Here is a 21762-nt window from a genome sequence, read left to right as displayed (position 1 = left end):
CCAGGCGCAAGCCCGAGGCGCAAATACAAGGTTGTGGCCTAAGGCGGCTGCGGGGCGCACCAAGCGCAACAAGCCACAATCCTCCCCGCGGATGAGTCAGGTGCACGGCGGAGGCGGAAGCGGAGACGAGCAGAGACGAAGCGGAGATGAGCAGAGACGAAGCGGAGACGAGCAGAGCCGGAGCGGAGACGGAAGCAGCCGCCCGTGACGAAGTTGTGGACAGACGCTGTCCCTGACGTCACGAACGACACGGGGCCACAACTCTGGCAGTCCGGCTCCCGCGCGACCTCCGCCCAACACTCAAGGCACCGACGCGTCGGACGCCGTGGATGCGGGCCGCTACGCGCTCTCGCGGGCGACGACCGCGAAGCCGAGGTCGACGGTCTCACCCTGGGGCGCATCCGTGCCACCACGGCTCATCCGAGCCAGCAGCAAGTCACCCGCCTTCGTGCCGATCTCGCGGTTGGGCACCGCCACGGTCGTGAGCGTCGGGGTGAGGTGCGATGACAGCTCGAAGTCGCCGAAGCCAGTCACCGCGAGCTCGCCTGGCACGGAAACGCCGCGTCGCGCACACTCCAGCACGGCGCCTGCGGCGAAGACATCGCTCGCGAACATGAGCGCATCAGTCTCCGGATGCTCGCGAAGCGCCGCGTCGAGCAGGTCGCGCCCTGTCTCGAGGTCGACGGCGGCAACTCCCGAGTCGACGACACGCACCGGCTCGCCCGGATACAACTCGGCGACCGACGCCTCGAAACTCGCGCGCCTCGCAGCGGCGCGGAAGTCGCCCGATTGGAAGGAACCGGCGAACGTCGGATGCGCGTACCCCTTGCCCTGCACGTACTCGACGAGGGCTCGGATCGCGTCCTCGTTGGAGAAGCCGATGAGGCTGTCGACGGGGTTCTCGCTCGAATCCCACGCCTCAACGACCGGGATGCCGGACGCGCGCAGCAACGTCGCAGCCGCATCCGTGTGCTGGGCGCCGACGATGAACATGCCATCCGGCCGGCGCCCGAGGAACGCGCGGACCAGCTCCTCCTCGTGCTCCGGGCTGTACCCGGTCGTGCCGATGAAGAGCTGGTAGCCCGACGGGGAGAGCGTCGCCTCGAGTCCGTGCAGCGCATCGGCGAACACCGATGCAGAGATCGACGGCACGATCGCCGCGACCGTCATCGACCGGTTCGACGCGAGGTTCGAGGCCGCCAGGTTCGGGACGTAGCCAAGCGCCGCGATCGCCGACTGCACGCGCTCGAGAGTGTCGGCCGACACAAGCTCAGGCGTCCGCAGCACCCGAGAGACGGTCTGCGGAGAGACCCTGGCAGACGCCGCGACGTCAGTGAGCGTCACCTTCTGCGTCGAGCGCCTGGTCACAGGAGCTTTCTGGCCGCCAGATTGCGCATGAGCGCTGCGATCCCGAATGTCCACGGCGCACACCCCTCACTGCTCTGTACCTGTCCCACCAGACTACCGAGGGCTGGCGAGGAGATGCGCACGACGTCACCGGCGTGGTGCGTGAAACCGTGATCGGGCTGGTCGCGGTCGACGATGGGCGCGAACATCGTGCCGAGCATGAGCACCGCGCCGTCCGGGTACTGGTGGTGCGGGCCGAGTAACTGCGCGGCGAGGTCCGCGGGGTCGCGGGAGATCTGCGCCAGGTCGGACGAGCCGTGCAGGGTGAAGCCGTCGAGTCCCACGATGTCGAGCTCGACCGTCATCCCCCGCACCGAGTCGAGGTCGAAGTCGCCGTCGAAGAGGCGGATGAACGGGCCGAGCCCGCACGACGCGTTGTTGTCCTTCGCCTTCGGCAACAGCAGCGCCGAACGGCCCTCGATGTCCCGCAGGTTCACGTCGTTCGCGAGCGTCGCACCGACGATCGCGCCAGTGGATGCGATGAGCAGCGCCACCTCCGGCTCCGGGTTGTTCCACTCGGACGAGGAATGCACGCCCACCTGCTCGGCAGTGCCCATCGCCGAGAGCGTCGGCCCCTTCGTGAAGATCTCCGCGTCCGGGCCGATGCCGACCTCAAGGTACTGACTCCAGAGCCCCTCGCCCACGAGGTACGCCTTGAGCGCGGTCGCCTCTTCGGACCCAGGTTTGAGGCTCGCGAGGTCAGTGCCGATCTCCGCGAGAATCTGCTCACGCATCCGCGCCGCCGCCTCGATGTCACCGCGCACCCGCTCCTCGATGACCCGCTCGATCATCGAGACCGCGAACGTCACGCCGGCCGCCTTGAGCACGTGCAGGTCGACCGGCGCGAGGAGCCACGGCTTCGATTCGTCGCGAGTATCCGGCTCGGTGTTCGCGAAGATCTCCTCGAGCGAGCCGAGCCTCGGCGCATCCGCTGCTGCTTTCGGCACCGCCGCCGCTGGGTCGGGCGACTCGGTGATGTCGCTCACCGTCGCGAACGTGCGGCTCAGATCGAGGACCCCCTCAGCCGTCACGAGCACGGGTGAAGGTCCGCCGACCGCCGGGTCCCAGACGCGGCCCACCAGCGTGCCTGAAGTTCCGTCGGCAGGGAGCGCCTGGGCGGCGTTGCCCGACCATCCGGCTGCCGGCTGCCGGCCTGAGGCCATCTGCTGCGATGTCATGTGAGCTCCTGAGGTTGTTATGAGGTGTCGGTCGTGCGGTGCCGGTCGTGCGGTGCCGGTCCCGAAGTTCGCGCCGACTCGTTTCGGGATGGGTTCCACACCTCGGGATGGCTTGCAACCCATCCGGAAGCGTGAACCCCATCCCGAGTCGACGGCGCGGGCCGCGACGGGCCGAATTCGGGTCCGGTCGCCTCAGCGCCTAGCGGCGATGGAAGACGCCCTGGCGCTTCTCCGCGAATGCGGCGCGGCCCTCGTCGGCGTCCGCGGTGGCGAAGGTGATGGTCTGGAGGTCGCGTTCGTAGGCGACGGCCGCATCCTGGGGCATGTTGTAGGAGGCGCGGAGGTTGGCCTTCGCCGTCTCCGCGGCGATGGGCGGTCGGGATGCGATGATCGCGGCGAGTTCGCGAGCCCGGTCCAGCAGCCGCTCGCCTGGCAGCACCTCCGAGACGATGCCCCATGCGAGCGCCTGCTGCGCCGAGATGGGGTCGCCCGTGAGGAGCATGACGGCTGCGTTGCTGGCACCTGCCGAGTGGGCGAGGAACGACGCCATGCCTCCGCCGCCGATCCAGCCGAGCTTGATCTCGGGGGCGGCAAGCGATGCGGTCTCCGCGGCGAGGCGGATGTCGCAGGTCATCGCCGTCTCGAGCCCGCCCCCGAACGCGTAGCCGTTAATGGCGGCGATGATGGGCTTGCGGAGGGCGCGCAGCGCGTCGCAATAGTCCTCGCGGTTGCGGAAATCCCACGGCGTCGCGTACTTGTCGAGCGAGCGGATGTCGCTGCCCGCGCAGAACGATCGCTCGCCCGCACCGGTCAGGATGACGACGCGAACGTCGTCGCTCTCGTTGGCCCAGGTGGCAACGGTCACCAGGGCGTCTGACATCTCCTGGGTCACCGAGTTGAGCTTCGCGGGGCGGTTGATCGTGACGGTCGCGGTGAACCCGTCGAGCTCGACGCGGATCTCGTCGGTATCGAGCGTGGGAATGCTGCCGGTCATGAGCTGACTCCTGAGGTGGTGGGTGTGGCTGAGGGGATTCGCGCGTCGCCTGCATCGATGCGCATCGATACTGCGAAGGCCGAGTCGATAGCATCGAGGCACTGCTCGGCAAGCTCGGCCTGCTGCCCAGGGGCGGCGGAGGATGCATTCAGCAGGGCAGACCGGAGGAGGTCGGATGCGCGCGCCTGGAAGCCGATGTACCCGTCGTAGCGGGGGCGCACCCACGAGTCCTCGATGGTCGCGGCGGTGTTCGAGTAGAAGCCGTGGGCCCCTTCGTTGATCCGACCGTCGTGCCACGCGGAGCGCAGGCCGGGCTGCCCGTCGTGCTCCGGGATGAACGTGCGCTGCGTCTCGCGGTCAAGCAGCCAGGCCAGGTGGGCGACGAGTTCCGGCGTGATGGGGCAGCGCTTCGAGATCGCGATGCCGGTGCCACCGATCGTGGAGCCGAGGCGAGCGGATGCGCCCCAACGTGGTGCATCCAGGAACTGCAGGGACCCAGACGAGTAGTTCACGTAGCCGTAGACAAGCGGCACGTAGGCGAGCGAATCGGTACTCGCCATGCGCTCGAGGAGCGCGATGGGGTTCTCACCGTGCGTCTCCGCCGGCGAACGGCGAGCGATGTCGGCCAGCACGTTGAAGACCTCGCGCGCGACGGCTCTCGACGAGAACACCGAGCCCACCGCCGGGCTGTCGGCGATCGGCGCACGGGCCCCTGCCAGCACGGATGCGAACGTGAGGAACGCATGCGGTCCGGCGAGCGACAGTGCTACTGGGGCGTGCTGCGAGAGGGCGACGACGTCACTCCAGGTCCTCGGCGCCGCGCCTGCGATCAGGTCTACGCGCGCCGCGGCGACCTGCGTGGCCGCGTCGAGCGGCAGAGCCCACTGGGAGCCGCCCAGCGAATAGGAGGTGAAGCTCGGGCCGATCGCGTCGGCCTCGAGGCGGTCGAGGAGTGCGTCGTCGAAGACCTCCTCGAGCGGCATGAACGAGCCGCTCGAGAGCGCCTCACCGAGGTGCGGGTGGTCGAGCACGATGAGGTCGTAGCGATCAGCGAGTTCGGCGATGGGCGCCGACTCGAACCCTTCGAGCGGATGCACGTCCCACTCGATCAGGACACCCTGTTCGCCCGCGGCGACAGCAGCAGCGGCCTCGAGCGCGTGCCGGCCTCGCGGGTGATCCCAGGTCAGTCCGCGGTAGCGCGGCAGGCCCCTCGCAGGCTCCGGCGCCGGCTTCTCCGGCGCCGCTTTCCCGGTCACCGGCTCCGCTTCCGACGGCGAGGGGTCGCTCATGATCGTTCGCCGGATCCTGGAGTGCCTGATCCGACTGTCGCCGCACTCGTCTCAGGCGCACCTTCTCCGGGAAGAACTGCATCCGAACCGCCAGGTAGGGCGGTGCCGTCGGCGGATATCGAGCCCCCGAGCTGCTCCTTGGCGTGCTCGAGCGTCTTGCGCACGGCGATGGCGCCGCGCTCGGCGAGCTCCTCGATGTGTGAGGCCGCGTGGCCGAGCTCGCTCAGGATCTCGCGAGTGTGCTCGCCCGTAAGCGGTGCGCCGCGGTCGATTCGAGCGGGAGTCTTCGAGAACTTGTAGGGGAACCCCGGCGTCTTCACGAGCCCCTCCGTGGGGTGCTCGTATTCGATGAACGTGCCGTTGTGCGCGATCTGCGGGTCGTCGACGAGGTCGGCGTAGCCGTAGACGGGTCCGGCCCAGATCGAAGTCTTCGAGAACGCGTCGAGCCAGTGGGCGCTGGTGTTCGTCGCGAGCCGGGCCGCGGTCTTGGCGAAGACCTCGTCGCGCAGGCGCCACGAGTCGTCGAGGGTGTGGAGGCCGATGAAGCTGTCCTCGCCGATCGTGCGGCCGAGCTCTTCCAGGTCGGGCATGGCGAGCACGATGAAGCCGTCTGAGGTCGCGAACGAGCCGTACGGCGAGCGGATGTAGACGTGCGCGTGCGGCTCTGCGCTGCGCTGCTGCGGCACTCCCCCGGCGGTGAACACGGACAGCTCCTGCATCTGCAGGGTCGTGATCGCGTCGAGCATGTTGACGGTCACGAGCTGCCCCTCGCCCGTGCGCTCACGGTGGAAGAGCGCGGCGAGCACTCCTTCGAAGGCGGTGGATGCGGTGACTGCGTCGACGAGGTACTGGCCGGCGGCTTGCGGCGGCTCGCCGTCGCGGCCGGTGGAGAGCATGGCGCCGCTCATGGCCTGCAGGAGCAGGTCCTGCCCGGGCCGCATCCGGTACGGGCCGTCTTCGCCGTAACCGGACACTGACACGTAGACGATGCTCGGGTTGATGGCGCGCAGCGTCTCGTAGTCGACGCCGAGGCGGGCGGCGACGCCGGGCCGGTAGTTCTGGAGGAAGACGTCGCTGGTCGCGACGAGCTCGCGCAGCACCTGGCGGCCGTCTTCCGACTTGAGGTCGAGGGCGATGGAGCGCTTGTTCCTGTTGAGCGAGAGGAACGACACGTTGATCTCGTTGCCGGCGGCACCGCCTGCTGGGGCGTGGCGCTGCCACTCGCCGGCTGGCGGTTCGACCTTGATGACGTCGGCGCCGAGGTCGCCGAGGCGCTGAGCCGCGAAGGGGCCCGCCATGGCGATCGAGCAGTCGAGCACGCGAATGCCGGAGAGGATTCCGCCGCCAGCACCGGCCTCTGATTGGTGCGTCTCGCTGGTGTCTTCTGCGCCGCTCATGGTGTTCCTCGTTTCGGTGGATGCGCTGCTGGCAGCGCTAACATATCAAGTGTAGAGCGCCCGGGGCCAACATCGTTGTCAGCCCCGAGCGTGGGGAGCTATTCCGGCTGGTCGCCGATGGCACGAATCGCAGCCTCGACCGCGCTGGTCTCCGCGACGCCGTCCAGCACCCGGATCGTCGTCGAGTAGCTGCGCGATTCCCCGTGCTCGAGGAACAGCGCCGTGCCGTCCTGGCGCGAAGCCGCATCGCCCGACACGTGGTGGGTGCTCGGCTCGAGGCCGATGCCGTATTGGCCGCTGCGCAGGTTCTGCCACTCGAAGAAGTGCGGCATACCCTCGGCCTCCCAGCTCAGCTCGATACCCCGCTCGCCACCCGCGGTGATGAGCGCGACGCGGTGCCTGCCGTCGGCGCCGACCACCAGCTCGTGCTCGGTGACCTGCTCGACGAAGCCGTCAATCGGGGCCGGCATGACGCGGTAGCTCGCACCCTGCTCGGCGACCGAGTCCGACTGCCAGAGGTGCTTCGTGATGGGCGCGACAAATCTTGCACCCTCATCTAGGAAGGGCCAGCCGACGTTGATGTGGTAGAGAAACATGTGCGGCGTCGGGTCGAAACCGAGGTTGTCGACGACGTCGTCGAAGCGCACCTCGCGGCCGTCGAAGTCGAGCTCGATCGTGCGCGTCAGGCGCAGGTGCTCACCGAACGCCGTCGCCTGGATCACCTCGCCGACCACCCGCAGCACAACACGGCCGTCGCGCTCGACCTCGCGGGCCTCGAGCAGCCGCGCGGGAATCGCCGTGAGCCGCCCGTGCAGCCCGTGGGTGACGGTCTGCTTCGGCGGGTAGTTGTAGCGAGTCGCATCCACCTCACCACCGAAGAGCGTGTGGTCGAGGCCGCCAGAGACGAGCAGGCCGTCGAGCGCCCGCAGCCACGAGAGCCCGCCCTCGTCGTTGTGCTCGTGCAGGCCAGGGTGACGGAAGCCGTTGCCGCTGCGCCACCCGATGGGGGCCCCGCGGAAGCGCATCGACCCGAGGTCGAACGCGCGGTCGACCAGCACCTCGAGTTCGAGACCCGCGGAGGTGCGCAGGTCGATCGCCCGCACGCCGCGCTCCACGCCGTTGTCGAGCACCACCTGGCGGATGCCCGCCACGGCGGAGAGGTCACCCGTGCGCCTGCGAAGCTCGGCGACCGAGAGGGTCGAGCCGAACACGTCGACGCCCGGTGCGGCCGCCGCTCCTCCTGCGCCCGCTGCCGCTGTCTGCTCGCTCACATCATCACCCATCCGCCGTCGACGTTGATCGTCTGCCCGGTCACGAAACTGGAGTCCTTGCCCACGAGGAACGAGATGACGCTCGCCACCTCGTCGGGGTCGCCGCGCCGCTTGAGCGACTGGTGGTCGAGCACGAATTGCGTGTACTGCTCGGGGTTCTCATGGATCTCTTCGGCCTTGGTGGGGAACGCGCCAGGTGAGAGCAGGTTCACGCGAATGCCGAACTCGCCGAGCTCGCGCGCAAGGGCACGCGTCATGGCGACGGCCGCGCCCTTCGTCGTCACGTAGCTTGCGAGCTTGTCCCAGCCGCCGCTCCAGGTGATGGAGCCGATATTGACGATCGCGCCCGTGCCACGCTCGCGCATGAGCTCGGCCGCAGCCTGCGCTGCGACGAAGTAGCCGCGCTGGTTGACGGCGACGACGTCGTCGAACTCCTCGACGGTGATGTCGAAGAACGGCGTCGGCGGGTAGATCGCGGCGTTGTTGATGAGCGCGTGCACCGGGCCGAACTCGGCCTCGGCCTCTCGGACCGCCGCCTTGATGGCCGCTGCGTCGCGCAGGTCGACCTCGAGCACGTACGTGGGCACACCCGCCGCGCGCAGTTCGTCGGCCGTTTCCGCGAGAGTCGCCCCGCCGCGGCCGAGCACTGCAACCGCGTAGCCGTCGCGTCCGAGCCGCAGCGCGGTCGCCCGACCGAGCGATCCGCCAGCGCCGGTCACGATCGCGACCGGCTTCTCACCTATTTCCGTCATGGTTCCTCCGGCCGAAGCCTGTTCGTTGGATTGCTCATCTGCCTTCGCGTCAAACTTCGGTGACAACTCGGCCAGAATGCACCCTTTTCGGGCATCTCTGCTCGGATAGTCGCCGAAGTTTGACCGGGCGCGCCGCGACCAGGGCCCGAAGGCCGAGATGCGCGCGCCCGAGCGACTAGATCGAGTACTTGCGCAGGATGTCGTCGATGAACTTCTTGGCGCGCGGGATGTCCGACTCGTCGAGGTGCTCGATGATGAGCGGCGCGTTGGGGCTGCGCTCCGCGAGGCGCTGCAGGTACAGCTCGTAGTCGAGCGAGCCGAGGCCAGCGGCCGGCAGCTCGATCTCGCCGACGCCGCGGAACGTGTGCGATGCCAGCGCGTCGTCGTCGCCGATGTCGGCGTGCTTCTCGCTCTTGTCGTCACCCGCCCGCTTGACATCCTTCGCGTGGGCGACGCGGACCTTGTCGGCGAGCGTGTCGAAGACCTCGTTGAGCACGCCGGCTTGGTCGTCGATGTTGGAGGCGTCGAAGTAGTTCGTCGGGTCCATGAGCAGTTCGATGCCAGGCGAGCGGATGTCGTTGAACACGCGAACGGTCTCGCGGACGGAGCCGATGACGTTGTTGACGTACGTCTCGAGCAGGAAGATCGAGCCGTGGTCGTAGGCTTCCTGGGCGAGCTCGGCGAGCACGTCGCGCACCTGCTCGTAGGCGTCCTCTGTCTTGTTGTGCGGGTCGCTGTCCCACTCGCTGTCGGGGTTGAAGGTGCCCGACTCGGAGATGACGTACGGCGTGCCGAAGGAGCGCGCGTTGCGGATGATCTCCTTCAGGTAGTCGACGTTGGCGCGCCGGTGGTCCGGGTCCGGGTGAACGATGTTCGTGTAGCCGGAGATCGCGGAGATGGGCAGGTTGTTGTCGCGGAAGGTGTCGGCGACAAGCTTCGCCTTCTCCTTCGTGATCTGCCCGGCAGTGAGGTCGAGGTCCTTGAAGTGCAGGTCGAGCTGGACGGTGTTGAAGCCGAGCTCGCGCGCCTTCTCGGCGGTGGTCTTGAGGTCGTAGGGGAAGTATCCGCTGAAGATGCCGACTTGGATCATGAGCTTCTTTGCTCCTTCTGTGGGGGGCCGTTGGCCGGGTGAGGTGTTGGTGAAGTGGATGCTGGTGGTTGGTTCAGAGCGGGAACTCGTCGAGGCGCACGGGGCGGCGCTCGGCGATGGACCGGTAGCCGGCCTCGATGAGCGCGACGGTCTTGACGTTGTCTGCGACGGTGAGCGCTGGCTCGTTGCCGGTCTCGACCGCGTATTGCAGCTGTTCCATGACGCCGATGAAGGCGTGCGGGAACCAGTGGGTGTCCCAGGTGGGCGTCACCCACTTGCCATTGGTCGACGGGCCGCCGTCATCGCGAGCCGCTGACGCGTACGTGAGCGTCGAAGGCGTGCCACTCGGCCAGCCGATCGTGCCTTTCGCGACGCCGCGCGTCCCCTCCACCCGCCAGGTGATGGAGAAGTCGTCGTCGAAGCCTTCTTCGCGCGGGCCACCCCACACGTCTTCAGTCGAGAGGGCGAGGAGTCCACCAGGGAAGCGAAGCGTGGAGACGACGATGCCGTCGGTGTGCGGGAACTGGGTGCGCGGGTCAGAGCGGGTGACCGTCATGATCTCGTCCGGGTCGCCGAAGAGGAAGCGGAGGACATCGAAGTGGTGCACGCTCATATTGGCGAGGGTGAGGCGGTCGTAGCCCTCAAGGAAGCCCTGCCAGTGGGGCACGGCCTTCATATCGATCTCGACGAAGACGGGGTCGCCGAGCTCGCCGCCGTCGAGGAGCTGCTTGAGCACGCGGATCGACTGGTCGTAGCGCATGTTCTGGTTGACGGAGAGGATCTTGCCTGCGGCCGCCGCCTCGTCGCGCAGCGCGATGGCTTCGTCGAGGGTCAGCGCGAGGGGTTTCTGAGCAAGCACCGCTGTGATGTGGGGCTGCGCGAGGGCCTTGCGGATGAGAGCCGGCTGCAGGTCGGGCGGGTACGCGATGTCGACGATCTCGACGTCCGGGTCCTCGATGAGCAGCTCCGGGGTGTCGTGCACGGTCGGGATGCCCCACTGCTCGGCGACACGTTCGGCGTTGGCCTTGGTGCGCGACGCGATGGCGACAACCGGGAACCCGGCTTCCTTGTAGGCGGCGAGGTGCTGGTCTGCCATGATGGCGCCAGCGCCGATCGCGCCGATCTTCGCGGAGCGGGCCCGGATGGGTCCGTCCGGGAGAAGGGCGGCGTTGCCGGACCTGGCCTCGTCGACCTGCGTTTCAAGAGAACTCGTGGACACTGCGACTCCTTCGCGCCGTTGCGTGAGCGTCTGCTTCAGGACCGGGGAAGTCCGAGCCATGTGAGCGCTACTGGTAGCGCTGCCATTGCACCTAATGTACCGATGCGGCGACCCAGCCGCAAGTCCTTTCGGCGGGTTCTTCTCGGCGTGCGCATCGCGCGCCCCGCCGACCCGCGGCCCCGTCGACCTGGCCCCGTTGGCCCGGCCCCGTTGGCCCGGGCGCCGCTGGCGCCACAGGGTTGTGGACAAGCGCACCACCGTCGACCGGGAACGACACCATGCCACAACTCTCCGGCGCCACAACTCTCCGGCGCCGCAGCCCAGCCCAGCCCTGCCCGACTCGGCTCGGCTCGGCTCGGCTCGCGATCGGCGCCGGCTCGCGACCGGCGCCGGCTCGGCTCGGCTCGCGCTCAGCGCTCAGCGCTCGATGCCGTCGAGCACAACCCGCAAGCCGGCGCGCGACGGGCGCATGTGCGGACCCGCCGGGTCCGCCCAGCCGCGCCCTGCATCCATGATCGCGGTCTCATCGATGGTTATGCCGGCGCCGACTGAGTCGCCCAGCACGATGCCACCGTCGGCGAACTCCTGGTCGACGCTCATGCCGTGCGCCCAGTGCAGCGCCTGCACCTCGGTCGTGAGGTGATTGGGCACGGCCGTCATAGCCGCCGCGACGGCCGGGTTCGTGTTGTAGCCGACGGGACTCACCGGCAGGTTTCGGGCATTCGCGGCGAATGCGAGGCGCAGCACGTGTGTGACCCCCCAGATCGCGCCGGCCTGCACGACGTCCGGTGCGCCAGCGTCGAACAGCGGCCGGAACTGGTCGACCCCCGTCAGGTTCTCGCCTGTCGCGACGGCCGCGCGCACCGCGGCCGACAGGCGGGCATGACCGAGCGCGTCCCACCTCCGCAGGGGCTCCTCGACCCACAGCAGGTCGATCTCGCCCTCGATCGATGCCACGTAGCGCACCGCTTGCTTCACCTGCCACGACTCGTTCGCGTCGAGCATGAGTCCGGGGCTCGGGGTGTTGCGAGCCAGCACGCCGCGCAGGAGGCGGAGCCTGCGCAGGTCGGCGACGGGGTCGACGCCGCCCTTGAGCTTGCCGGCCACGTAGCCGCGTTCGGCGAAGTCCTCATAGAAGGCGACGAGCTCTCCGTCGTCGAGCGCGATATCGAGACCGGATGCGTACCCTGGCACGAACCTGTCACGCCCGCCCAGCAGACGCCAGAGCGGCTCGCCCGCGAGCTTCGCCTTGAGGTCCCAGAGCGCGGCGTCGAGGGTCGCGATGCCACCGTAGGTGGCACCCGCGTGGCCGGACTTGAAGACCTGGGCGAGCATCCGATCGAAGAGGGCGGAGACCCCACGCGGGTCTTCCCCCTCGAGCGCAGGGAAGAGCCTTGCGACGTCGGCGTGCGAGCCGATGCCGATACCCTCTACCCCCTCGTCCGTCTCGAGGATCACGATGGGGACATCGGTGACCGCGGCGCGGATGTGGCCGTTGACGTCGCCGATGGACCGCCCCCAGTCGTGCCTGGTCGTGAGCAAACGGAAGCCGGTGATCTTCATATCGTCCTTGATCTTCAGATGGGACATTCAGCATACATCACATGATTTATTCGTCATATGTTTTTCGTCACTTTGCCCGTGTTCGCCTCTGCAGGAGCGGGTTCGTGACTAAGATCGCCGCATGTCAAGCACCACGACGCCCCGGCTCGGCGCCCACCGCACGCCCGCCGCGAGGCTCGGCGTGCAGGTTGTGCACGACCTCGTCTCCGCCATCGTCACCGGAGAAGTCGCCCCAGGCGACCTCCTCCCGACCGAGACGGAGCTGTGCGAGAACTTCGGCGTGAGCCGCACCGTCATCCGCGAATCCATGAAGCGCCTCGAGGAGAAGGGGATGGTCTCTGTCGTGCAAGGGCGCGGCACGCAGATCGCGCCGCAATCGGAGTGGAACATCCTCGACAAGGTTGTCCTCGGCACAATGATCGAGAACGACGAGACGCTCGGCATCCTCGACGAGCTCGCCGTCGTGCGCGGCCAACTCGAGTCGAGCATCGCCGCCGCCGCTGCCAGTGCACGGAGCGGCGACGAGCTGCGCGTCATCCACGACCACCTCGACACGATGCACACCACCGCCGAGCAACGCGACGCGTTCGCGGCCGCTGACGTCGCCTTCCACTTCGCCGTCATGGACATCGCCGGCGACCGCCTCGCCTCCGGCATCGCCCGCAGCCTCTCGAAGCGCGCCGGCGAGAGCAGCCGCTACTACGGCGCCCCTGGCGCGGATGCTGTGCGACTCACCCTCGAAGAGCACCAGCGCGTGTACGACGCCATCGAGGCTGGAGACAGCGACGCCGCCGCCCGAGAGATGCGGGACCACATCGCGCTCGCCTGGGAACGCCGCCGCATCCGCGACTGAATCGCAGCACCGTGGCGTGAACTTCAGCGACGAATCCTCGTGACGCTCGTGACGCTAGTGACGGATGCGGAGGCGGTCAGCCACGGGCCTGAGCCAGCGAGGGGACCACCACATGATGCTCTCCCCCCAGGTCATTGCGGCGGGCACCAGCACACAGCGGACGAGCGTCGCATCAAGCGCCACGAGCACGGCAAGGGCGGTGCCCATCTGCTTGATGATGAGCAGGTCCCCGAGCGTGAACCCCAGGAACACAACAACCATGATCAGGGCAGCAGAGGTGATGATCCGACCGGTTCCCTGGAGTCCCTTCCACACCGCTTCCCGACCGGCGACGCCGCGGTCTCGCAACTCAGCAACGCGCCCAAGCAGGAACACCTCGTAGTCCATCGACAAACCGAACCCAAGCACGAGGGTTATCGTCAACACCAGCACGTCGACGCCGTTGATGTCGTCCGGTTCGAAGTTCAGAACTCCTGCCAGGTGTCCGTCTTGGAACCCCCAGACGAGGACGCCGACCGCCGAGCCGAGCGAGAGGAGCGCGATGGCAAGGCTCTTGATCGGCATGATGACGGAACCGGTCATCAAGAACAGCAGCACGAAGGTGAGCCCGCAGATGATCAGCGCAGCCCAGGGCGCGGTCGCCTGCACGGAGCTGATGAGGTCGAGGTCGTGCGCTGCCGTGCCGGTGACCCAGGCCTCCGCGTCAGCAGGAGCCGCCTCGCGAGCGCGCTCGACGAGGTCCATCGCGTTCGCTCCTTCTTCGGGATGCACGCGGACCGTGGCGTAGGACTCCGTCTGCTCCGGGACGCCCACGGAAGCGACGCGCGGGTCACCTGCCATGTCTTGAGCCCACGCAGCAACCCGGGAGTCCGCCGAGGCACCTGTTTCGGCCCGGATGACGAGCTCCACCTTGGCGGGTGCCGCATCCGGGAACTCGTCGGCGATCGTCTCGATGAACGAGTACTCGGTCGCGGCACGAGGCACGGCCCCGCTGACGTCGTTCACGGGAATCAGCGAGAGTGCTGGACTTGCGAGCACGCCGAGGAGAAGCACGCAGGCGGCGGTCACGAGCGCCGGTCGGCGTTGCGACCAGCGCGCGAGCTTCCCGAAGTTGCCATCGTCAGGCGTGACTGTTCCCAGCCTGCCGAAGATCGGGCGAAGCGGCTTCACTCTCGCAAGCAGGCCTGGCTTCGTGAGCTTGTGGCCGGCAGTCGCCAGAATCGCGGGGACGAGGGAGATGGACACGGCAATCGCGATCGCGACGACGGCGATCGTTCCGACGCCGATCGCCCGCATGATGGTCGGCTCGAAGAGCAGCAGACCCAGTGAAGCCGCCGCGAAGATCGTGCCGGAGAAGACGACGGTGCGCCCGGCGTGCTCGACGGTCGACGCAGTGGCGCCGACGATGCCGCTCCGGTCCCCCTCGCCGACATCCCGCATCTCCTCCCGGAACCTGCTGATGACAAGCAGTCCGTAGTCGATGGCGAGGCCGAGCCCCAGGAGCGTCACGACGTTCAGGACGATACTGTCGAAGCCGAATGCGAAGCTCAGCGCGAACAGACTTCCGTAGCCGAGGAGGATCGAGGCTATTGCGCCGAGGATCGGCACCCCGGCGGCGAGGATGCCTCCGAAGACGACGATCATGACCAGCAGGGCGATGGGCAGGGCGATGCCCTCTCCGCGCTCCAGGTCCGCGGCCGCCACTGCGCGATAGGAGGTCGCGATGCGCGCCTCCGAACTGACGTGCACGGTCGCGTCCGGATGGACGGTCTTCAATTCTTCAGCGATGCCGTCGAGCAGCTCAAGAGCCTGCACCTGGGCGGCCCTCCGCGCGGGAGTCTGCTCTTCGGAGCCAACCTGCTCCGTGCCTGCGCGGACAACGACGAGGATGCCGTTGCCGTCCGCTGCGGCGAGCGCCTGCACGCGCGCGGCATCGGAGGCGCTCAAAGCGACTCCGGACTCGAGCGCCGCGAGACCCTGACGCGGGTCGCTGATCGTGAGCACCGAGCCAGGATTCTCGTCCTGGATCTGCTGCAATTTGTCCGGCAGCGGGTCGAGGTGAGCGGCGAGCGTCCTGTCATCGGGCGCGACCCCGTAGACGAGAAGATTCAGCGCCCTGCTGTCGTCGTTCTCTGCGGCCTCGAGGAGGTCATCAACCTGACCCGCTTCGCCGTCAACCTGTGGCGTGCCGTTCTCCAGGCGTTCGTAGATGTTCTGTCCACCGACCCCGACAAGCGCAAAGAGCACGGACAGGATGATGAGCGCGGCCCACCCTCCGAAGGTCTTGCGCGGATGCTCGGCGCTCCACGCGCCGACGCGCCGGAGCAAGGACGCCCTCTCGGGCTCGGCTGCGTGCTTTCCAGGTGCCGTCACTGCGTGCTCCTCGGTTGGTGTGCCCGATCGGGCTGATGTGGATTCTGGTCCTGGTGGTGCTCCGCGGCGGACGCGGCGGACTCGACCGACTCGACGATGCGGTACAGCAGGCGCTCGGCCGTCTCAGCTTCGATCCGCCCGGTGTCGGCGATGAGTTCGAGCACGATGGCATCCCCGGAATCGTGCACGTGCAGATACAGGGCTCGCCCGTCGGGCTGGAGTGAGGGCGAAGGGCTCCATGCCACGACACCGTCGCTTGCGTCAGGCCACCTGTCCCAACTGTCGGCGCCGACGCCGAGGTGGTCGTTGTACCGGAGCGCTTCATCGAAGACGATTGAGTCGGCGTTGGAGAGCTGTTCGTGCAGCAGCGTCGGGTTGTAGTACGCGCTCCTGTACGCAATCATGGCGGCTTTCCACGCGCGCTTGGCGGTCGTGAGGAAGTCGCTTTCAGGGCGGATTTCGCCCAGTGCGAAAAGCGTGTCCATCGCCACCGGTGACATGAGTTGAGCCAGCTCTGGGCGAAACCGGTTGCTGACGAGGATGCGCATCGCCACGGAGTCACGGCCAGTGGCCGCTGCGAAGGACGTCGCGGCCGCCGCGAGCAGGGTCGTTGCCGGCGTCATGCCGTGAGCGACGGAAATCGCAGCCGCGGCAAGCTTCAGTCTGCTGCTGCGGAGGACTAGGCGCTCGAAACGGCCGTTTCTCGGCCTACGTCGGGCTCTGAGGATCGGGCTTCCCGCCGCGGTGATGCGCGTGATCAGCCGCTCACGGACCCGTTCGTCCTGACGGGCGCCTTCGGGACTGCACTGGTACTCGGCCTCATCGATCGGTTGCCACCGCACACTCGGACCGTCGATTGATCCGCGCCTCCCGAGCCGCTCGACGTCGTGACTCTGGTCGCCCTCCTTGAGCCGGCCAAGGCCCTGGATCTCGGTGGTCAGCAGCTGGGCGCTGACGCCATCGAGCGCGAGGTGAGACACGACGACGATCGTGTGCAGCACTCGCTCGCCGTGAGTCACAAATGCGCAGCGGATGGGAAGCTCGCGCTCACTGTCGAAGAGTCTGGTGCGTAGGCTTCCGCGCAGCGACTCGGTGACCTGCTCGGCGTCCTCAGGGTTCTCGACGCCGCAGTCGAGCACCTTCACCCGGCCCTCGGCCTGGACCACCTGCTGAAGCCCGCCCGCACCTTCGTGCCAGGTGGTGCGCAGCACCTCATGGGCGAGAAGCAGCTCGTGGAGCATCTTCAGGGCGCTGCGGACGGGTGGTGGCTCAAGCGCGGGGCCACCGAGAACGATGTTGTATCGGTGACCTTCAGCGCCGAGCGCCTCGATTCGGGTCCGGTTGAATTGCTGGCCCCACGTTGCGGGTCCCCTTCTCGAGGGTGCGCCCGTGAACGTCACGACGTGGGTTTCGTGTCTCATTCCCGGCCCACCTCGGAACTCATGGGCTGAGACGTTCTCCGAAGCTCCATTCATACGACGCGCTCTCCTCCCCCAGCCAGCAGCCAGTCACGTGTTGTCGTCGTGAACTGGTTGGCTGGGTTCGCTGCACGGCTAGCCACAGCAACAGCCACAGCGACAGCCCCACCTCGTTGAGACTCAAGCGCCTTGATGCGGACCTGCCGCGCGGCGTTCTCCTCCGTGCCGGGCATCACCACAGTGCTGCTTGAGGACGTGTCGGTATCGAGCGCATCGAGGAGGCGCAAGCCCACGGCCTTCACGGCGGCTTCCTTGCGCGCGATGGCCATGGCGAGCGCACCGCGACTTGGCCGCTCACCCAGCATCCGCTGCTCGCCCGGCGAGAGGTAGCGCCTCGCAAATCTGGACGCGTCGAAGCGGAGGGCCGTTGTCTGCACGTCGATGCCGACGCCTGCGGCGCCGGTTCCGGCAGGCACGACGGCGAGCTGCGCCATCCCCTCGCTGTGGCTCAGATTCCACTCCACTCCGAGCACACGCGACGGTTTGCCGTTCGCTGATCGATCCCATCGCAGCTTGGCGGCGTGTCCTCCCGTCGCATGCGCGAGCAGGAGTCGGGTCGCCGCGTGGGCACGGACGAACCTGATGGCGTCCACCTGCCTCGTGAAGCGAGCCGCTCGCGTCGTCTCCGCGCTGTCGAGCACGGCAAGACACTCGGCGAGGACCGGTCCCTGCCAGTTGTCGAGGTCGATGCTCCAGACGTCGACGTGGACGCATGATGCGGAGCGCACATCCGGCCGTTCTCGCACGAGAGACATCACGGTTCTGCCCGCCGGGGGTCTCCTGCGAATCCGCGCCGTCGGGAGCGTCGGCGTACGAGGATGCTCGTGAGCGGGAGCAGCAGGCCGAGTCCGGTCAGATTCGAGATGGCGAGGACGCGGAACAGCGTCGATGCATCGCCCGTCGAGTGAGCCATCAATGCTCCGAGGCCGATGGACGCGGCGTAGTAGGCGAGGTTGAGGGTCACGGCCAGCGCTCCGAAGCGAAGCTGCTCCAGCACGGTCAGCAGGAACAGCACGATGCCGAGCCCGAAATAGGACGGGCCGACGATTGCAAGGAACTCCGCCAGGGCAGCTTGGATGCGCGAGTCGGCCACGAGCAGGCCAGCCAGGAGGTTCGGAGTGAGCACCATCAGGGCGGAGAGCACCGCGTAGCTGCCGACGACGATCGCCACTGCGGCTCGGAAGAGCGAAGGGAGAGCACGATCCGCTCCCGCGGCGGAATGCTGATGCATGAGCACGCCCGCCGCGGAGCCAACAGCGATCGCGGGCACGATGATCACACCCTGCACAGTTGAGCCGATGCCGAAAGCGGTCTGCGCGTACCCGTCGAAGGGCGCGAGCACCCACATCGTCGCGAGGTTGGCAGCGGTGAGGAGCATATAGGAGAGGGCCACGGGCACCCCGACGGCGAGCAGTGTCCGCGTTGCCAACGAGGCGATCGCTGCGGCTTCGTCGTCCCATTCGCTGGCCGGCGTTCGCTGCTCACCGCGCTGGAGCGTCGCGTCGACAGATAGCCAGCGCTTGGTGAGCGGCAGGCGTGCCACCTTCGCGAGCGAGGGGGCGACGGCGAGCGCCGCGAGTCCTGCGGTTGCAACGAAGATGGGGACCGCGGTGATTCCGAGACCGGCCAGGTCGCCGACGATCCAGACGCCGAGCACCTGCGTCACCGCCAGGACGAGGGCCATCACGATCGACAAGCCCGGGCGCCCCCAACCCCGCAGCGCGCCCACGGCGACCGTGCCTGGAACGGTGAAGACGGTGGCGATACCCATGAGCTGCGCAAACGACGTGAAGGCCGCTGCCCTCGCACCCTCTGCGCCGAGTGCGCTCCCCACGAGCGGTGCCGCGGTGGCCACGACGAGAGCGAGCACGACGGTCGCTGCCAGCCCGGTCGTGACCAGGCGGCGGAAGGCCGCGGGCGCGCGTTCGGAGCGTTCAGCGCCGCGGAGGCGCGCGAACACCACCTGCGAGCTGATGCTGAGCCCCTCCTGCACAGCGAGGATGCAGAAGGAGATGGGCACGTAAAGACTGCGAACGTGCACGGCGTCAGCTCCCAGGTGCCCGAGCAGACCGACGACGGCGAACTGTGCGACTGCCGCGACCAGCAGGGCGACGCTGAGCGGGGCGGCCAGCGACGCGACTCGTCTGACCGCCTCGCGGAATCGCAGCGGTTCCGCGTCGCTGAAGTCGGCGGTGACTCCCCTTGCGCTACTTTGCGACACGCGCTGCGCCAAGGCCACGTTGCAGATATCCGGTCGCGACGTTCTGCCGTTGGATCAGCGAAGTGCCCTCCATGAGTTCCAGCGCGCCCACGTCGCGACGAAGCTTGTCGAGGTACGGATGCTCCCAACGGATTGCTCCCCCGACAAGCCGCGGCATCTGCTGCGTGACCGCGCTGGCGAGCTCCACCGAAAGCACCTTGGCGGCGGAGGACATCGCGCCGTCCGCTTGCCCGTTGTCGACGAGCGCGGCCGCTCGCCGCACAAGTGCGCGCACAGTCTGCAGTCGGGCGTCGAAGTTCTCCATCGTCGCTGCCTCGTCCTGACGGAGCGAGCGCCGCTCGCGCCGCACGTAGTCGAGGCCGGCCGATGCGATGCCGAGACCGAGGGCTCCGACCACCGGACGCAAGGCGTTGAAGACCTGCACGGCTCCCAGGATGCCGCGCCTGGACGGCGTGAGGTGCTCACCGAGCAGGTCGGCTCCCACCACAGGAACAGCATCGAGTTGGATCTCGCTGAGCTGCACGCCCCGGAAACCGAGCGTCTTCAATGGGGTGGCCTCGAATCCGCGCCGATCGGTCTCGACCAGCACTGCTCCGATGCCGAGCGGGCCCGGCCTGAAGCGCGCGAAGACCACGCCGATCTCGGCCCTGGCTGCGTTACCCACAAACTTCTTGTGCCCGATGAGCCTCCCTTCACCACTGCCGTCGCCGTCAACGAGGGTTTCGAGGGACGCGGCATCCGAGCCTCGGTTCGGCTCCGTGAGCCCGAAGAACGTCCAGATAGGACGTTCTGCGACGCGCGAGTAGAAGCGCTCCCGTTGCCGGTTGCTGCCGAGCGCGTCGATGAGCACGCCGGACATCGACGCTCCGGGAGCTCCGACGACCATCGAAGCGTCGCCGGTCGCGAGAATCTCGGTCGCGATTACTCGCTCCTCGCAGCTCGTGAGATAGAGCGCTTCCCCATCAACCCGCAACGGGTCGCTCGCGAACTCCCTTGGGAGGCCTGCGAACTGGTGGAATGGCACGCCGCTGTCGAGGACACGCGAGATGCTCCGCGGGTCGCTGTCGATGGCGAGCGCGTGCTCTCGGAGCGTGTGCTGGAACGGCAGGAGGGCGTCCTGGAGACGCTCCGCGATCATGCGTTGCATCTCTCTGGGCTCTTCTCATTGACCGTTGCGACGCTCTGCCCGAGGAGGTCCACGATGCGAGCGAGACGCCCCGGTGCGGCGTCGACGTAGCCCGTGGCACCGAGCATCGACATTGCCGCGAGCACTGCATCGTCGATCTCGGCTGCCGCTGTCCGGAGAGAGGCCTCGTCAGCGTCGCGCACGTGGCGTTCCAGGGATATCGCTGCGGTCTGGTGGAGCAGATCGGCGTCCGCGACGATGAGTCGCACGGCCGGCAGGTTAATGGTGGGCACCTTGCCGATCCGACGCCCCTTGAGGTGATCCACCGCGACCGCCAGGAGCCTCTGCGAGAGCCCAAGGCGGACGGCGTGCACACGCCACCGCCATTCACGCCGCGACCGGACCTCCCCGGACTCTGCCCCTGCCTCTGCCTCCGACCCCGACCCCGACTGCGTCGGAGCGAGAGCCCAGACAACGATTTGGCCGTCCTCCGCGTCGAGGGCCTCCACCTGGTGCCCTCCCGCGGGGGCCGCCTCGCTGTGCGGCAGCAGCACGTAGCGCTGCCCACGCGGAGGTGCGACCTGCCGAGAGAGTTCGGCGAGTGCCGCGATGCTCCCCTTCTGGCGGGCCGTGTGGCTCAGTTGGACCGCAGCCGATTCGTCTGGCGACTCGCTGTGCCGGATCATACTGACGCCGCCTCCTGCGGCTGAGCCAGCGCGAGGCCCGCGGTCAGGGTTTGATCGAGCGTCAACCTGCAGGCATACCCGAGGACCTGGTCATGCTCCACCACTTCGATCGGCTCCCGCGACGCTGCCTCTTCCCAGACGGAGGCGAGCCGCGCGAAGACGCCCGTGGCGACAGAATCGTGCGCAGGGCGAAGTCCACCGACCCCGGGCACGGAACACCCGGAGATGGTTGTCGCCGCCGACGCCCGCTCGACAGGACGCTCTCCCCCGCCACCCGATGTGGTCGGAGCGCTCGTGTCACTCGCCGAGCGCCGTTCGACGGAGAGGGAGCCAATGATGCAACCGGGACCGCTTCGTCGAAGCACCACAGCCACCGCGCTGTCGCGAGACGGCCGAGGTGTCCGGCCCGGTGGGAGCGCGGTCTGCTCGAGCACCAGGACCACGGCCCGATCCTGCGTCGACTCGAGGCGTACGCCCGCCAACGCGATCGCCGTGAACGGGCCAGCCGCGCCCTGCTCAGCAACCGCGAAGACATCCGGGCGCGATGGAAAACGCTGGTTCGCGTACCCCCCGAGCAGCCGCTGATGTTGCGAATCCGGCGTCGCGATCGCGAGGACCACGAAGCGGACCTGCTCAAGGAGGCCATCGCGCTGCAGCGCGTCCGCCGCAGCGCTCACCATCTGCGGGTAGCTGAGGCTGTCGGAGGAGAGGAGCGAATCGTCTCCGACGTCGCCGTAGATGTGCTGCAGGTCTCTGGCCAACGAGCGGTCGACCAGTTTCTGGATGTGCGGGAGTCCGACCAGTGGAATGTCGATGACGGCCTCGATGCGAAGGGCGTCACGGCTCGGAGCAGAGATCCTCATCG

The 21762-nt window shown here is 68.0% G+C and carries 18 protein-coding genes; 1 reads left to right on the top strand and 17 read right to left on the bottom strand.

What is annotated here, in order from left to right; all coding sequences use genetic code 11:
* Positions 1–339: 339 nt before the first annotated feature.
* From C5B85_RS16545 to C5B85_RS16500, 10 genes are all read right to left on the bottom strand, one after another.
* Positions 340–1368 (bottom strand): LacI family DNA-binding transcriptional regulator, encoded by a 1029-nt coding sequence (locus C5B85_RS16545; protein WP_104287110.1) that lies wholly within the window; start codon positions 1366–1368, stop codon positions 340–342.
* Positions 1365–2585, bottom strand: a complete 1221-nt coding sequence (locus tag C5B85_RS16540; RefSeq protein ID WP_258070861.1) for a fumarylacetoacetate hydrolase family protein — start codon at positions 2583–2585, stop codon at positions 1365–1367. The genes C5B85_RS16545 and C5B85_RS16540 overlap by 4 nt, the downstream gene beginning before the upstream one ends.
* A gap of 199 nt (positions 2586–2784) precedes the next feature.
* Complete coding sequence (locus C5B85_RS16535; protein ID WP_104287109.1) at positions 2785–3579, bottom strand: enoyl-CoA hydratase/isomerase family protein; 795 nt, start codon at positions 3577–3579, stop codon at positions 2785–2787.
* Positions 3576–4868 (bottom strand): extracellular solute-binding protein, encoded by a 1293-nt coding sequence (locus C5B85_RS16530; protein WP_104287108.1) that lies wholly within the window; start codon positions 4866–4868, stop codon positions 3576–3578. Before C5B85_RS16530 ends, C5B85_RS16535 begins: the two co-directional genes overlap by 4 nt.
* Positions 4865–6265 carry a CaiB/BaiF CoA-transferase family protein gene (locus C5B85_RS16525; RefSeq protein WP_104287107.1) on the bottom strand — a complete coding sequence of 467 codons (1401 nt, stop codon included), beginning with the start codon at positions 6263–6265 and terminating at the stop codon, positions 4865–4867. The genes C5B85_RS16530 and C5B85_RS16525 overlap by 4 nt, the downstream gene beginning before the upstream one ends.
* Before the next feature lie 98 nt (positions 6266–6363).
* Positions 6364–7536, bottom strand: a complete 1173-nt coding sequence (locus C5B85_RS16520; RefSeq protein WP_219819435.1) for an aldose 1-epimerase family protein — start codon at positions 7534–7536, stop codon at positions 6364–6366.
* Positions 7533–8288, bottom strand: a complete 756-nt coding sequence (locus C5B85_RS16515; RefSeq protein ID WP_104287105.1) for an SDR family NAD(P)-dependent oxidoreductase — start codon at positions 8286–8288, stop codon at positions 7533–7535. The genes C5B85_RS16520 and C5B85_RS16515 overlap by 4 nt, the downstream gene beginning before the upstream one ends.
* 175 nt (positions 8289–8463) lie before the next feature.
* Positions 8464–9378 (bottom strand): sugar phosphate isomerase/epimerase, encoded by a 915-nt coding sequence (locus C5B85_RS16510; protein WP_104287104.1) that lies wholly within the window; start codon positions 9376–9378, stop codon positions 8464–8466.
* A gap of 73 nt (positions 9379–9451) precedes the next feature.
* Positions 9452–10597, bottom strand: a complete 1146-nt coding sequence (locus tag C5B85_RS16505; RefSeq protein ID WP_219819434.1) for a Gfo/Idh/MocA family protein — start codon at positions 10595–10597, stop codon at positions 9452–9454.
* 417 nt (positions 10598–11014) lie between these two features.
* A complete protein-coding gene (locus tag C5B85_RS16500) occupies positions 11015–12187 on the bottom strand; it encodes a mandelate racemase/muconate lactonizing enzyme family protein (protein ID WP_258070860.1) in 1173 nt (390 codons plus the stop codon).
* 94 nt (positions 12188–12281) lie between these two features.
* On the opposite strand from C5B85_RS16500, the gene C5B85_RS16495 reads away from it, so the two are divergent.
* Positions 12282–13013, top strand: coding sequence for a FadR/GntR family transcriptional regulator (locus C5B85_RS16495; protein WP_104287102.1), 732 nt, complete (start codon positions 12282–12284; stop codon positions 13011–13013).
* A gap of 54 nt (positions 13014–13067) precedes the next feature.
* Here C5B85_RS16495 and C5B85_RS16490 read toward each other — a convergent pair whose 3' ends face one another.
* From C5B85_RS16490 to C5B85_RS16460, 7 genes are read right to left on the bottom strand one after another with little or no spacing between them, the layout of a single operon-like run.
* The gene (locus C5B85_RS16490; protein WP_104287101.1) at positions 13068–15386 is read right to left on the bottom strand and encodes an MMPL family transporter; all 2319 of its coding nucleotides are present in this window, start codon (positions 15384–15386) and stop codon (positions 13068–13070) included.
* Positions 15383–16807 carry a condensation domain-containing protein gene (locus C5B85_RS16485; protein WP_181064474.1) on the bottom strand — a complete coding sequence of 475 codons (1425 nt, stop codon included), beginning with the start codon at positions 16805–16807 and terminating at the stop codon, positions 15383–15385. Before C5B85_RS16485 ends, C5B85_RS16490 begins: the two co-directional genes overlap by 4 nt.
* Before the next feature lie 50 nt (positions 16808–16857).
* Positions 16858–17619, bottom strand: coding sequence for a 4'-phosphopantetheinyl transferase superfamily protein (locus C5B85_RS16480; protein ID WP_104287099.1), 762 nt, complete (start codon positions 17617–17619; stop codon positions 16858–16860).
* Positions 17619–19085, bottom strand: coding sequence for an MATE family efflux transporter (locus C5B85_RS16475; RefSeq protein WP_146077987.1), 1467 nt, complete (start codon positions 19083–19085; stop codon positions 17619–17621). Before C5B85_RS16475 ends, C5B85_RS16480 begins: the two co-directional genes overlap by 1 nt.
* The gene (locus tag C5B85_RS16470) at positions 19072–20232 is read right to left on the bottom strand and encodes an acyl-CoA dehydrogenase family protein (RefSeq protein ID WP_104287097.1); all 1161 of its coding nucleotides are present in this window, start codon (positions 20230–20232) and stop codon (positions 19072–19074) included. The genes C5B85_RS16475 and C5B85_RS16470 overlap by 14 nt, the downstream gene beginning before the upstream one ends.
* The gene (locus tag C5B85_RS16465) at positions 20220–20897 is read right to left on the bottom strand and encodes a hypothetical protein (protein ID WP_104287096.1); all 678 of its coding nucleotides are present in this window, start codon (positions 20895–20897) and stop codon (positions 20220–20222) included. The genes C5B85_RS16470 and C5B85_RS16465 overlap by 13 nt, the downstream gene beginning before the upstream one ends.
* Positions 20894–21760 (bottom strand): hypothetical protein, encoded by an 867-nt coding sequence (locus tag C5B85_RS16460; RefSeq protein WP_104287095.1) that lies wholly within the window; start codon positions 21758–21760, stop codon positions 20894–20896. Before C5B85_RS16460 ends, C5B85_RS16465 begins: the two co-directional genes overlap by 4 nt.
* Between the last annotated feature and the right edge of the window lie 2 nt (positions 21761–21762).

It is taken from the genome of Pseudoclavibacter sp. AY1F1, assembly GCF_002931075.1.
Classification (GTDB): Bacteria; Actinomycetota; Actinomycetes; order Actinomycetales; family Microbacteriaceae; genus Pseudoclavibacter.
Note: the sequence above shows the minus strand (reverse complement) of the source record. Positions and strands in the feature narration are given on the sequence as shown.